The sequence below is a fragment of the Gordonia spumicola genome, assembly GCF_009932475.1.
GTDB classification, from domain to species: Bacteria; Actinomycetota; Actinomycetes; order Mycobacteriales; family Mycobacteriaceae; genus Gordonia; species Gordonia spumicola.
The window spans coordinates 740238-753142 of the sequence record NZ_BJOV01000005.1; the positions used below are offsets into that span (position 1 = coordinate 740238).

The following is a 12905-nucleotide window of genomic DNA, read 5'->3' on the forward strand; positions in this document are numbered from 1 at the left end:
AGTCCGATGGTGCACGTGCACCCGTGCGCCCGGCGGGGGAATCGAGGAATGCGCTCGCGATCGGCTCAGGCGGAGAGGACCATCCGCTCGTATTGTGGAAACCGCTCGATGAATTTCTGCAGGTAGGTGCACACCGGGACCACCTGGCGGCCCTCGGCGTCGAGCGCGTCGAGCAGGCGGACGGTGAGCAGACGTGCGAAGCCGGCCTTGCCGAACCGCTCGGTGACCACGGTGTGGAGCACCACGACGTCGCCGCCGGTGGTCCGCTCGTAGCCCGCGAGTCCGATCAACTCGTCGCCGGACCACAGCTCGTAGCGGTCGCGGTCCGGGTTGTGCCGCAGCTCGGGCTCCGGATCGAGGTCCATGGTCGGCGGCGGGACCGGTGTGTCGTGCGTCATGTCGTCCACGGTAGTCCGACGAGCGTGTCGCGAGCGGTCGGACGGCCTCGTGCGACGATGGGATTCATGGCGACACTCTGGGCGATCAGCGATCTGCACGTCTCGCATCGGGGGAACGAGCAGATCCTCGACCAGATCCGACCGAGCGATCCGGGGGACTGGTTGATCGTCGCGGGCGACGTGGCCGAGCGGACCGACGACATCGTCGACACGCTCCGCAGGCTCGCGGCCCGCTTCGCGACGGTGATCTGGGTGCCGGGCAATCACGAGCTGTACACGACGGCGAAAGATCCGCTGCAGATCTTCGGCGTCGCCCGCTACGACTACCTCGTCCAGGCGTGCCGGGACCTCGGCGTCGTCACGCCGGAGGACATCTACCCGCTGTTCGATGCGGGCGACGGCAGCGCGCCGGTCCGGGTGGTCCCGATGTTCCTGCTGTACGACTACACGTTCCGACCCGAGGGGACCACGACCACGCTGCAGGCGCTCGCGGTCGCCCGTGAGCGGAACGTGGTCGCCACCGACGAGTTCCTGCTCTCGCCCGAACCGTTCGGCACGCGAGACGCGTGGGGTCGCGCGCGCGTCGAGGCCACGCGGAAGCGGCTCGAGGCGATCGACCCCGCCGAGAAGACCGTCCTCATCAACCATTGGCCGTTGCGCCGCGAGCCGTGCGACGCGCTCATGTATCCGGAGTTCGCCCTCTGGTGCGGCAGCGAGTCGACCGCGGACTGGCACACCCGGTTCAACGCGGTGTGCAGCGTCTACGGTCACCTGCACATCCCGCGGACCACGTGGTACGACGGCGTCCGCTTCGAGGAGGTGTCCGTCGGTTACCCGCGCGAATGGAAACGGCGCGGGCTCCCGCACCCGCTGCTGCGTCCGATCGTCCCCGACGGCGGCATCACACCCGATGCGTTGCCCGAGCACGGAGCCCGTTTCGACCTGCCGCCCGACTACGAGGAAAAGGCTGCCGAGTTCCGCAGGCGCATCGAGCAGCGGCGCGCCGAGCGTGAGAAGTGAGCATGGCACCATTGGTCGCATGATCTCGCGACTCGTGCCGTCCGGCGTGGGCTCTGCCGAAACCTTCGGCGACCCGCCGGGACTGACTCCCATGCCAGCCGAAGAGAGCCTCATCTCACAGGCGGTGGAGAAGCGTCGTCGCGAGTTCACCACGGCTCGCCACTGCGCCCGCCAGGCCCTCGGCCAGCTCGGATTCGAACCCGTGCCGATCCTGCGCGGCGAGCGCGGAATGCCGCTGTGGCCCGCCCAGATCGTCGGCAGCATGACGCACTGCGACGGCTACCGTGCCGCCGTCGCCGCGTACACCATGCAGGTGCGTTCGCTCGGCATCGACGCCGAACCGCACCTCGCCCTGCCCGACGGCGTGCTGAGTCACACGTCGATCGAGGCCGAGCGCGAGGTCCTCGCCGACCGCGACGACGCCCTGCACTGGGATCGACTCCTGTTCTGCGCCAAGGAGGCCACCTACAAGGCGTGGTTCCCGATCACCCACCGCTGGCTCGGCTTCGAGGACGCACACATCACGTTCACCCGCGACGGCGACGCCTTGTCGGGGACCTTCACGTCGACGATCCTCATCGACGGGACCACGATCGACGGCGGAGCGCCGCTGCTCACCCTGCCCGGACGATGGGCCGTCGTCGACGGCCTCATCCTCACGACGATCGCGCTCACCTGATGGCAGACTCCAGCATCGACAACGCGGGTCTGCTCATCGTCGACAAAGCCGCAGGCATGACGAGCCACGACGTCGTCGCCAAGACGCGCAAAGCGTTCCAGACCCGCAAGGTGGGGCACGCCGGAACCCTCGACCCGATGGCGACCGGCGTCCTCGTCATCGGCGTCGAACGGGCGACGAAACTGCTCGGACTGCTGTCATTGACGACGAAGTCGTACTCGGCGACCATCCGCCTCGGACAGAGCACGACCACCGACGACGCCGAAGGCGAAGTACTCGAGACAGCAGACGCTAGCGGGGTCGCCGAGGAGCGGATCCTCTCGGGAGTGGCGGATCTGACCGGCGACATCCTGCAGGTCCCGGCCAAGGTGAGTGCCATCAAGGTCGACGGTCGTCGGGCCCACGTGCTGATGCGGACCGGCGAGGACTTCGAACTGGAGGCGCGGCCGGTCACGGTGTCGAGGTTCGACGTGCTGGAGATCAGGCGCGGCGGAGAGTTCATCGACGTCGACGTGGACGTCGACTGCTCGTCCGGCACCTACATCCGGTCGCTGGCCCGCGACCTCGGCGCCGCACTCGGGGTCGGCGGACATCTGACCGCTCTGCGGCGCACCGCGGTCGGACCGTTCACCCTCGATCACGCGCGCACGATGGACGCGGTGACCGCGGAACCCGGACTGAGTCTCGGCATCGACGACGCCGCCAAGCTCTGCTTCCCGCTGCGGGAGATCTCCGACGACGACGCCGAGTCGATCAGCCAGGGGCGATGGCTGGAGCCGGTCGGCATGACCGGCGTGTACACGGTGGTCGACCCGTCCGGTCAGGCGATCGCGCTGGTGCAGGAGAAGGGCCGCCGAGCGAGTTCGGTGATGGTGGTCCGCCCCGCGACCCTGCGCTGAGCCGTTCCCCGAGCGCAGTCGAGTTCGCAGCTCCCCGAGCGCAGTCGAGGGGTCAGGAGAACAGGTGGGGCTGTGCCCCCGGCGTGTGCGCTTCCCACCCCGGGTCGCCGGTCATGATGAACGACGTCCAGGCGGCGTGCATGCGGGTCGCGAGCGACTGGTCGGGGGAGTCGCCGACGATGCTGTGGGCATCGTCGAGATGGTCGAACACATATGCGATCTCGACGGCGTGACCCGCCCGGATGCCCGCGACGGGACTGTGGCGGCCGAACTCGTACAGGAATGTGGCGGTGCCGGGTCTGGCGTCGGCGATGGCGGTCGTCGGGTCGGAGAAGCCGTAGCGGGTCAGTTCGGCGCACAGTGCGTCGCCGGGGACGACGCCCTGTGCGATGAGGTCGTCGAAGTGCGACGTGTCGATGCCCGCGCGGGCGAGGACGCCCGCCGCGGTCGGCGCGTCGACGGCCGCGACGAGCCCGGTCGGAGCGAGGAAGAAGTGGAACTCGTCGGCGTTCCACCCCGCGAGCAGCGGCACCCCGGCGCCCGCGCCCGATGCGATCGAGTCGACCGGCAGGCCGGGCAGCACGTCGTCGTCGATCACCGGGAACACGCTCATCACGCCGAGACCCGCGCGGACGACGGACTCGCCCCAGATCGCGGAATCCGGGTTCATCGACAGTTCGAGCGCGGTCTGGGTCTGCGCCGCGAGCAGGCCGTCCGCGCTCACCTGCGACCACGCGTCGGCGGTCGCGTCGACGCCCAGGATCTCGCTGATGCGGGCGCTCACTCGGCGGGCGTCGTCGACGGTGCACGCCGCGACTCCGTTGCCGCTCTCCATGATCGCCCGATGGAACAGGCCGTCCGCGCGTGGTGACGCCAGGAGCGATGCCACGCTCATCGCGCCCGCGGACTCGCCCATGATCGTGACCTGCGACGGGTCGCCGCCGAACGCCGCGATGTTGTCCGCGACCCATTCGAGCGCGGCGATCTGGTCGAGCAGTCCACGGTTCTCGGGCGCGCCGTCCACCGATGCGAAGCCGGACGCGCCGAGGCGGTAGTTGACGCCGACGAACACGACGCCGTCGCGGGCGAAGGAGTCGCCGCGGTAGATGCTGATGCGGTTGGCGCCGCGCGTGAACGCGCCGCCGTGTATCCAGACCACGACCGGGAGGCCGGACGCGTCCACATCCGGTGTCCACACGTCCGCGTTCAGATACTCGGCGCCGGGTGCCGAGACGTTCTCCAGGATCGACCCGATCGGCTCGGGGTAGGCGACCTGTGGGGCCGCGGGGCCGTGGTCGCGGGCGTCGCGCGGCTCGGTCCACGCGGTCGGAGGTTGCGGCGCAGCGACCGCGAGGCCGCCGATAGGCGCTGCGGCGTAAGGGATCCCGAGGAAGGCGGCGACGGTCGAACCGTTGCTCGCGGGGGTGAATCGACCGCGGACGGGGCCGTACGCGGTCTCGACGACAGGATGCTCGATTGAGGCGGAGGTCACATCATGCACCCTATCCGCTTCGGGCTCGGTCAGGCGGCTTCGTCAAACTCAGTACTCAGAAGGCCGACCGAGGGCAATCTTCCCTCGGCGGTCGCTGTCGGTACTGAGTTTGCCGAATGCGTCAGACGCGATCGAGGAAGATCGCTCGGGCCGCGATGTCGCCCAGATGGATCGGCGCGCCGTCGTCGACGCAGACCGTCACGGTCCCCGCGAACGGCCGTTTCTCGGTCATCCGGACGCGGCAGTCGAGGGCGATGCCGATCTCCTCGAAGTATCGCAGCATCTCCGGGTCGGAGTCGGAGATGCGGGTGATCATCCCCAGGTCGTCGACATCCAGATCCGCCAGCTGCAGCGACGCCGACGATGGGACCGTTCCGTTCGCGTCCGGGATCGGATCGCCGTGCGGGTCGCGTTTGGGGTGCCCGAGTTTCGCGTCGATCCGCGAGAGGAGGAGTTCGGACACGGCGTGCTCGAGGACCTCGGCGTCGGTGTGCACCTCGTCCCAGCCGTAGCCGAGTTCCCGGACGAGGAACGTCTCGAGGAGTCGATGGCGTCGGACCATGCCGACCGCCGCCGTCCGGCCCGACTCGGTGAGGGTCACCGCACCGTACGGGGCGTGGTCGACCAACTCCTGATCGGCGAGCTTCCGGATGCCCTCGGACGCCGTCGACGGTGACACGCCCAGCTTCTCTGCCAGCAGTTTCGTGGTCACCTTCACATCCGACCACTCCTGGGTCGTCCAGATCACTTTCAGGTAGTCCTGCGTGACGGACGAGAGTTCGTCGACCGGTCGGGAGTCGGGCATGAGTAGAACCTTACCCACCGGCCACTGCCTGGTCCGCGTTCGAGTCGTACTGTAGAGCCGTGTTGCGTTGGCGAGGTTTGGACGAGGTCCCTGCCGGATGGGGTCGCTGTGTGGTGACCATCGGCGTATTCGACGGCATTCACCGGGGGCATGCCCAACTGGTGAACGCGGCGACCCGGGCGGCCGCTGAGCGCGGCGTTCCCGCGGTGCTGATGACGTTCGATCCCCACCCGTCCGAGGTGGTCAGGCCGGGCAGCCATCCACCCCAGCTGTCGACGCTGCGTCGGCGAGCCGACCTCGCCGAGGAGATGGGCGTCGACGTGTTCTGCGTCATCCCGTTCACGCCGACGGTGGCGGCGCAGTCTCCGGAGGAGTTCGTCCACGAGGTGCTCGTGGAGCAACTCCACGCCGCCGAGGTGATCGTCGGCGACAACTTCACGTTCGGTCACAAGGCGCTCGGCGACGTGCCGAAGCTCCGCGAGCTCGGACAGCGGTTCGGCTTCGAGGTGACGGCGATGTCGCTGTTCGGCGAGCACGCCGTCACGTACTCGTCCACGTACATCCGTTCGTGCGTCGCGTCCGGTGACGTCGAACTCGCCGCCGAGGCGCTCGGCCGCCCGCACCGCGTCGAGGGCGTCGTCGTCCACGGGGAGAAGCGTGGACGAGACCTCGGCTATCCGACGGCCAACGTCTCGCCGCCCGAACACGCCGCGATCCCCGCTGACGGCGTGTACGCCGCCTGGTTCACCGTCCTCGGCGACAAGGAGGCCGACGACATCCGGATCGGCGAACGGTACGCGGCGTCGGTGTCGGTCGGAACCAACCCGACCTTCTCCGGGCGCAATCGCACCATCGAGGCGTACGTCCTCGACGTCGATGCCGACCTCTACGGTCAGCACGTCGCGGTGGACTTCGTCAGTCGGCTGCGCGGGATGGAGTCGTACGACGGCGTCGACGCGTTGATCGCGGCGATCGCCGCCGACGTCGACAACACCCGGACCATCCTGTCGGGCGAGTGAGCGGACCTGCCGTCGACGGTTGAGGCGATTCCTCGGTTCGTCGGACGTCCTGGTAACATTCATCGCTGGTGTCGGCTGCGGTCCGTGGCGGCGCACCGTCCGCCCGGTGGCGGAACCTGGAACACGGAACTGGAACAAGGAGACCTCTCATGGCATTGACCGCCGCAGAGAAGAAGACCATCCTCGCCGAGTACGGCGTGCACGAGACCGACACCGGTTCGCCGGAGGCTCAGGTCGCACTGCTGACCAAGCGCATCAAGGACCTCACCGAGCACCTCAAGCAGCACAAGCACGATCACCACAGCCGTCGTGGTCTGCTCCTGCTCGTCGGTCGCCGTCGTCGTCTGCTGAAGTACTTGGCAAGCGTCGACATCGCGCGCTACCGCTCGCTGATCGAGCGTCTCGGTCTGCGTCGCTGACGCAGGACATTCCGGCTTCGAGGCCGCGACCCGCACGGGTCGCGGCCTCGAAGCGTTTTGTGCAGGGCGAATGCTAGAATGACCGTGCGATGAGGTGCCTGTACAACGGCATGCCGGTCGTGTCACGTCAGATCGGTCCTCGGTAGTGGCTGTCGGAGCTCGGATGTTCCGGCCGCTTCGATCGATGGCCGTCTACTCACAGCGCGAGTGCGCTGTCCGCGACCGTACGGCCGTTCCCAGTCTCTTCATCACGGTGGATCCGCCGCGGCACGATGCTGCGCCGGGTCCGCAACCGCATATCCGCCGCACGTGGATCGTGACGGCACAAACAAAGGGAAATCCACTTCATGACTGATGTCATCAACGACGACTTCGACGATTCGATCACCGAAGTCTCCGCCGTCATCGACAACGGCTCGTTCGGCACCCGGACCATCCGTTTCGAGACCGGCCGCCTCGCGCTGCAGGCCGCGGGCTCGGTCGTCGCGTACCTCGACGAGGGCACGATGATCCTCTCGACGACCACCGCCTCGAAGTCGCCGAAGGATCACTTCGACTTCTTCCCGCTGACCGTCGACGTCGAAGAGCGCATGTACGCCGCCGGCCGCATCCCCGGATCGTTCTTCCGCCGCGAGGGACGCCCGTCGACCGACGCCATCCTCACCTGCCGCCTGATCGACCGTCCGCTGCGTCCGTCGTTCGTCGACGGTCTCCGCAACGAGATCCAGGTGGTCGAGACCATCCTGTCGCTCGACCCCAACGACCTCTACGACGTCGTCGCGATCAACGCCGCGTCCGCGTCCACCCAGATCGCCGGACTCCCGTTCTCGGGCCCCGTCGGCGGTGTCCGCGTCGCCCTCATTCCGACCGATGAGAACAAGGCAGGCCAGTGGGTCGCGTTCCCGACCGTCGAGCAACTCGAGGGCGCCGTGTTCGACATGGTCGTCGCGGGCCGCATCGTCGGCGGCGAAGGTGCGAACGCCGACGTCGCGATCATGATGGTCGAGGCAGAGGCCACCGACAACGTCCTCGAGCTCATCGCCGGTGGCGCCCAGGCGCCGAACGAAGCCGTCGTCGCCGAGGGTCTCGAGGCCGCCAAGCCGTTCATCGCAGCCCTGTGCGAGGCGCAGAAGCAGCTCGCCGCGGCCGCCGCCAAGGAGACCCGCGACTTCCCGCTGTTCCCCGCATACCAGGACGACGTCTTCGACGCCGTCTCGGAGTTCGCCTCGGCCCGCCTCGGCGACGCCCTCGCGATCGCGGGCAAGCAGGAGCGCGACAACGCGACCGACGCCCTCAAGGCCGACGTCCTCGCCGAGCTCGGCGACCGCTTCGAGGGCCGCGAAGGCCAGATCGGCGCGGCGTACCGCTCGCTGACCAAGAAGCTCGTCCGTCAGCGCATCCTCACCGACCACTTCCGCATCGACGGCCGCGGCATCACCGACATCCGCGCACTCTCGGCGGAGATCGGCATCATCCCGCGTGCACACGGCAGCGCCCTGTTCGAGCGCGGCGAGACCCAGATCATGGGCGTCACCACCCTCGACATGGTCAAGATGGCTCAGCAGGTCGACTCGCTCGGCCCCGAGACCAGCAAGCGCTACATGCACCACTACAACTTCCCGCCGTACTCGACCGGTGAGACCGGCCGTGTCGGTTCGCCGAAGCGTCGCGAGATCGGTCACGGCGCACTCGCCGAGCGCGCGCTCGTGCCGGTGCTGCCGAGCGTCGAGGAGTTCCCGTACGCGATCCGCCAGGTGTCCGAGGCCCTCGGCTCCAACGGTTCGACGTCGATGGGCTCGGTCTGTGCGTCGACGATCTCGCTGCTCAACGCGGGCGTCCCGCTGAAGGCTCCGGTCGCGGGCATTGCGATGGGTCTCGTCTCCGACGAGGTCACCATCGACGGCAAGACCGAGACCCGCTACGTCGCCCTCACCGACATCCTCGGTGCGGAGGACGCGTTCGGCGACATGGACTTCAAGGTCGCAGGCACCAAGGACTTCGTGACCGCCCTGCAGCTCGACACCAAGCTCGACGGCATCCCCTCGAAGGTTCTCGCCGGTGCGCTGAGCCAGGCCAAGCAGGCGCGCCTCACCATCCTCGACGTCCTCGCCGAGGCCATCGACGAGCCCGACGAGATGAGCCCGTACGCGCCGCGGATCACCACGATCAAGATCCCGATGGACAAGATCGGCGAGCTGATCGGCCCCAAGGGCAAGACGATCAACGGCATCACGGAGGAGACCGGAGCCAACATCTCGATCGAGGACGACGGCACCGTGTTCATCGGCGCCGCCGACGGCCCGTCCGCTCAGGCCGCGATCGACAAGGTCAACGCCATCGCCAACCCGCAGCTGCCGAAGGTCGGCGAGCGCTTCCTGGGCACCGTCGTCAAGACGGCCGCGTTCGGCGCCTTCGTCTCGCTGCTCCCGGGCCGCGACGGCCTCGTCCACATCTCGAAGCTGGGCAACGGCAAGCGCATCGGCAAGGTGGAGGACGTGGTCAAGGTGGGCGACAAGCTCCAGGTCGAGATCGCCGACATCGACGAGCGCGGCAAGATCAGCCTCGTCCCCGTGCGTGACGACGCCGACAAGGCGGAGGAGAAGGCTGACGCCTGATCCCCACTGATCGACGAGAATCGGCCCCCGACACGTGAGTGTCGGGGGCCGATTCCGTCTCTTGGGCGGGGAGCGGTTCAGCCGACCTTGATGCGGCCGGTGGTGCCGGTGATCTCGCGCAGGGCGCCCGATCCGGACTTCACGTCGCCGTAGTAGCGGATACGGTAGTCGCCCGCGGGCGTATTGCGAGGGATGTGCCACGAGACCGTCACCTTGGACGCCGACGCACTGCCGCCGGGGCGGACCCACGTCAACTCGGTCGACTCGTGATCGTCGTTGTAGGCGACGGTCCAGCCGGTGCCGGTGAACTTCTCGACCGCGAAGTATCCCTTGGTGCCCTTGCCTCGACGGATCTTGTTGGTCGGGAAGGCTCCGCAGAAGCTGGCGGCGACGGTGGTGCCGACCTTGGCTGTCGACGGGACCTTCGAGACCACTTGACCGAACTTGTAGCCGGGCATCGGGGTGTCGGCGGGCTGGCCGCCGAGCAGGTCGGGCTGCAGATCGTCGCGGTTGGCGGGGCGGACGCCCGCGGGTTTACGCGACCCGGCGGCCATCGTGCGCGCCATCGAGTGGAACTCCTGCATGTAGGCGCACAGCGTCCAGCGTCCGAACAGGCTCTCGCCGCCCTCGTACTGCTGAGCCACGTACTCCTCGGGGGTGACCGTGTACTGGCTGTAGCCGTTGGAGTAGCCCTGCAGCAGGACGTTCTCCAACGGCATGTTCATGGCGTCGGCGACGAGCCTGCGGATGCGCAGACCCGCGATGATCGTCGTCTCCGACGGCATCGCGGCGAGCACGAGATCGCCGATGCGGATCATCTGGATCGGCAGCCGCTGTTCGATCCACGGGCGCGGCGGCAGCAGCCCGAGGGGGAACAGGTCGGCCTTGGGGGCCTGGACGTCGACCATCCACGGTTCCGGAGTGGGGACCTTGCCCGCGCCGAGCGCCATCGCGAACTCGTTGCGCATGCCCTCGTGCAGGATGGACAACTGGCTGCGGTTGTTGTCCTCCATGCTGGTGGCCGCGGCGGCCATGCCCATGATGGCGGGGGAGGTGCGGGTCGACTTCCCGTTGGGGGTGTAGTGCCCGGAGATGTGCATGTCGTGCAGATTCAGGTAGCGCGAGGCCGTGTAGACGCCGCCCTTGCTCATCGCGCGGGCACCGGCGAGGGCGCGCTGCCCCGCCTCGTCCTGGCGGCGTCCGATCAGGATCCGGTTGGTGCGGTGGTCCTCGGTCGGGCCGCCGGGATTCATCTTGCGCAGCCACAGGTTCGGCGTCATGTCGCCCGCATTGGTCTGGGCGTGGGCGGCGACGAGACCGTCGGTGCGCTGCTCGGCGAGGTACGCCGCGTAGCCCTTGTTGTCCGGCCCGATCTGGAAGTTGTTGTCGGTCAGGGACGTGCCGTGCGTGGCGAACCAGGTGATCTCGCCGATGGTGGTGCCGCCCTGGCGGAGCCGGATCGCGGTGACCTGCGGGTCGATGTGCTGTGGGAAGTGGCGGCGGTCGTCGGCCGGGTTGAGGCTGAACGCAGGCATCGACCGGTTGGCGCTGGCGTCGTGGAGTTCGTCGTGGCCGAGCTCCACGGTGCCGGGTGCGAGACTGCGGTGAGCCTCGTCGACGGCGTCGAGCAGGCCCGCGATCTCGGCCTGCAGCGAGTTGTGCCGATGGCCCATCGCGGCGAGGACGTACGCGTAGTCCCACGAGGTGCCGCCGCACGAATTGTGGTTGTGCGTGGCGTTGATGTTCACGTTGTGGACGTTGTACGTGTCGCCGTACTTCTTCGACAGCGCGGACAGCAGCAGGTTGTGGTGCGAGGTGAACACGCACGCGATGTCGGCGGTGATGAACAGGACACGCTGTCCGGAAACGGCGTCGGCGATGATGAACGCGCGCGCCCAGGTGCGCTGCAGCATCCCCTTGGCGACCTGTTCGGCGTCGGAGTAGCCCATCATGCCCTGACCCGCGATCGCGCCGGTCATGTCGCCCTTGCCCGCGCCGACCAGATAGCCGTTCGACGACGTCCCGTCCGCGCGTGCGGCGCCCGCCTGATCGAAGGAGGCTCCGCCGAGAGCGGCGGTCGCGGCCGTCGCGGTGGCGCCGATGGCGGCGGCCTGCAGGACGGAGCGGCGAGAGATGTCGGACATGAGTCTCCTCAAGGTGAAACGCGTTGTAGTCATGCGATTCTGTGACCCTAGCCTCATTCGATCAATCGATCAACAATCCTCGTCGAATGTCGTCGCGGGTCTGCTTCTAGACTGGAGCGGTAACCGCGACGAGGAGGGCTCCGCACATGGGCAACGGCATCCGCACGGGTGTGCTTGGTAGCAACGGCAAGGTCGGCAAGGCGATCATCGAGGGTGTCGAGGCGGCGTCGGACGCCGAATTCACCGTCGGTGTCGACAAGGGCGATTCGCTGCAGGACTTCGTCGACTCGCAGACGTCCGTCGTCGTCGACTTCACCCATCCGGACGCCGTGATGGACAATCTGAAGTTCCTCATCGACAACGGGATCCACGCGGTGGTCGGCACCACCGGCTTCACACAGGAACGTCTCGACACCGTCGTCGAATGGCTCGGCGACGACCCGCGCAGCGGCGTCCTGATCGCCCCCAACTTCGCCATCGGCGCCGTGCTGTCGATGCGTTTCGCCCAGCAGGCCGCGCGGTTCTTCGACTCAGTCGAGGTCGTCGAACTGCACCACCCGTTCAAGGCCGACGCGCCGTCGGGCACCGCGGGACGCACCGCACAGCTGATCGCCGCCGCCCGCGCGGAGGCGGGTCTCGGCGCGTCGCCGGACGCCACGTCGACCGGTCTGGAGGGTGCTCGGGGAGCCGACGTCGACGGTGTGCGCGTGCACTCGATCCGACTGGCCGGGCTCGTCGCCCATCAGGAGGTGCTGTTCGGAACGCAGGGCGAGACGCTGACGATCCGGCACGACTCGATCGACCGCAACTCGTTCGTCCCCGGTGTGCTGCTCGGCGTCCGCGAGATCGGTTCGCGGCCGGGCCTGACCGTGGGCCTCGAACATCTGATGGACCTGTAGGACGTGGCCGCCCGCAAGCCGGACCCCCGGCCGATCGTGCTGATGATCGGTTTCCTCGTGGTCGCCATGTGCGTCTACTTCGTGATCCTCGGACGCATGGCCGTGAACTTGATCGGCGAGGGGACCGCCGTCTCGATCGGTCTGGGCGTCGGCGTGTTCATCCTGCCGCTGTTGGGCGTGTGGATGATCGTGTCGACCCTGCGCTCGGGCATCGAGCATCAGCGCATGGCCGCCGCCGTCGGAGACCTCGGGCGAGAACTCGACGTCGACGATCTGCCGCGTCGTCCGTCTGGACGCATCGAACGCGACGCGGCCGACGAACTGTTCGCCTCGGTGAAGGACGAGTGGGAGGCTGACCCGTCCGACTGGGTGAGCACCTACCGCATCGCGCGAGCGTACGACTACGCGGGCGACCGCTCCCGCGCCCGCGAGATGATGAAGCGCGCATCGAGTCAGTATCGGGCGGCTCGATCCGCTCCTTGAGCGAGCTTGCGAGTCGAAAGGCCGTCCGGCATC

The 12905-nt window shown here is 68.1% G+C and carries 12 protein-coding genes; 8 read left to right on the forward strand and 4 right to left on the reverse strand.

Going from position 1 to position 12905, the window contains the following annotated elements; translation table 11 throughout:
* Positions 1-65: 65 nt before the first annotated feature.
* Complete coding sequence (locus GYB83_RS14725; RefSeq protein WP_161896184.1) at positions 66-398, reverse strand: GNAT family N-acetyltransferase; 333 nt, start codon at positions 396-398, stop codon at positions 66-68.
* Positions 399-464: 66 nt separating this feature from the next.
* Between GYB83_RS14725 and GYB83_RS14730 the strand changes: the two genes are divergently transcribed.
* The 3 genes from GYB83_RS14730 to truB are packed head-to-tail and all read left to right on the forward strand — an operon-like array spanning position 465 to position 2996.
* Positions 465-1418 carry a metallophosphoesterase family protein gene (locus GYB83_RS14730; RefSeq protein ID WP_161896185.1) on the forward strand — a complete coding sequence of 318 codons (954 nt, stop codon included), beginning with the start codon at positions 465-467 and terminating at the stop codon, positions 1416-1418.
* Between the two features lie 19 nt (positions 1419-1437).
* A complete protein-coding gene (locus GYB83_RS14735; RefSeq protein ID WP_161896186.1) occupies positions 1438-2097 on the forward strand; it encodes a 4'-phosphopantetheinyl transferase family protein in 660 nt (219 codons plus the stop codon).
* Positions 2097-2996, forward strand: a complete 900-nt coding sequence (truB, locus tag GYB83_RS14740) for a tRNA pseudouridine(55) synthase TruB (protein WP_161896187.1) — start codon at positions 2097-2099, stop codon at positions 2994-2996. The genes GYB83_RS14735 and truB overlap by 1 nt, the downstream gene beginning before the upstream one ends.
* Before the next feature lie 52 nt (positions 2997-3048).
* On the opposite strand, the gene GYB83_RS14745 is transcribed toward truB, so the two are convergent.
* Positions 3049-4488: a carboxylesterase/lipase family protein gene (locus tag GYB83_RS14745; protein WP_161896188.1), complete on the reverse strand. Its 1440-nt coding sequence runs from the start codon at positions 4486-4488 to the stop codon at positions 3049-3051.
* A 121-nt stretch (positions 4489-4609) separates the two neighbouring features.
* Positions 4610-5293 (reverse strand): metal-dependent transcriptional regulator, encoded by a 684-nt coding sequence (locus GYB83_RS14750; RefSeq protein WP_161896189.1) that lies wholly within the window; start codon positions 5291-5293, stop codon positions 4610-4612.
* Positions 5294-5352: 59 nt separating this feature from the next.
* Here GYB83_RS14750 and GYB83_RS14755 point away from each other — a divergent pair, with 59 nt between their 5' ends.
* The 3 genes from GYB83_RS14755 to GYB83_RS14765 all read left to right on the forward strand — a co-directional run bounded on the left by GYB83_RS14755 (position 5353) and on the right by GYB83_RS14765 (position 9346).
* On the forward strand, positions 5353-6312 hold the full coding sequence (locus tag GYB83_RS14755) for a bifunctional riboflavin kinase/FAD synthetase (RefSeq protein WP_161896190.1): 960 nt from the start codon (positions 5353-5355) through the stop codon (positions 6310-6312).
* Positions 6313-6461: 149 nt separating this feature from the next.
* On the forward strand, positions 6462-6731 hold the full coding sequence (gene rpsO / locus GYB83_RS14760; protein WP_161896191.1) for a 30S ribosomal protein S15: 270 nt from the start codon (positions 6462-6464) through the stop codon (positions 6729-6731).
* A 347-nt stretch (positions 6732-7078) separates the two neighbouring features.
* Positions 7079-9346: a polyribonucleotide nucleotidyltransferase gene (locus GYB83_RS14765; protein ID WP_161896192.1), complete on the forward strand. Its 2268-nt coding sequence runs from the start codon at positions 7079-7081 to the stop codon at positions 9344-9346.
* Positions 9347-9423: 77 nt separating this feature from the next.
* On the opposite strand, the gene GYB83_RS14770 is transcribed toward GYB83_RS14765, so the two are convergent.
* A complete protein-coding gene (locus GYB83_RS14770) occupies positions 9424-11490 on the reverse strand; it encodes a neutral/alkaline non-lysosomal ceramidase N-terminal domain-containing protein (protein ID WP_161896193.1) in 2067 nt (688 codons plus the stop codon).
* Positions 11491-11636: 146 nt separating this feature from the next.
* On the opposite strand from GYB83_RS14770, the gene dapB reads away from it, so the two are divergent.
* Both dapB and GYB83_RS14780 read left to right on the forward strand, forming a co-directional pair.
* Positions 11637-12389 (forward strand): 4-hydroxy-tetrahydrodipicolinate reductase, encoded by a 753-nt coding sequence (gene dapB / locus GYB83_RS14775; RefSeq protein ID WP_161896194.1) that lies wholly within the window; start codon positions 11637-11639, stop codon positions 12387-12389.
* A gap of 3 nt (positions 12390-12392) precedes the next feature.
* On the forward strand, positions 12393-12872 hold the full coding sequence (locus GYB83_RS14780) for a hypothetical protein (protein ID WP_161896195.1): 480 nt from the start codon (positions 12393-12395) through the stop codon (positions 12870-12872).
* The last annotated feature ends 33 nt before the right edge of the window (positions 12873-12905 follow it).

Bases quoted from the DNA above. Each gene is read 5' to 3' on its own strand.
- GYB83_RS14725 (WP_161896184.1), bottom strand. From the start codon at position 398: ATGACGCACGACACACCGGTCCCGCCGCCGACCATGGACCTCGATCCG.
- GYB83_RS14730 (WP_161896185.1), top strand. From the start codon at position 465: ATGGCGACACTCTGGGCGATCAGCGATCTGCACGTCTCGCATCGGGGG.
- GYB83_RS14735 (WP_161896186.1), top strand. From the start codon at position 1,438: ATGATCTCGCGACTCGTGCCGTCCGGCGTGGGCTCTGCCGAAACCTTC.
- truB (WP_161896187.1), top strand. From the start codon at position 2,097: ATGGCAGACTCCAGCATCGACAACGCGGGTCTGCTCATCGTCGACAAA.
- GYB83_RS14750 (WP_161896189.1), bottom strand. From the start codon at position 5,293: ATGCCCGACTCCCGACCGGTCGACGAACTCTCGTCCGTCACGCAGGAC.
- rpsO (WP_161896191.1), top strand. From the start codon at position 6,462: ATGGCATTGACCGCCGCAGAGAAGAAGACCATCCTCGCCGAGTACGGC.
- GYB83_RS14765 (WP_161896192.1), top strand. From the start codon at position 7,079: ATGACTGATGTCATCAACGACGACTTCGACGATTCGATCACCGAAGTC.
- GYB83_RS14770 (WP_161896193.1), bottom strand. From the start codon at position 11,490: ATGTCCGACATCTCTCGCCGCTCCGTCCTGCAGGCCGCCGCCATCGGC.
- dapB (WP_161896194.1), top strand. From the start codon at position 11,637: ATGGGCAACGGCATCCGCACGGGTGTGCTTGGTAGCAACGGCAAGGTC.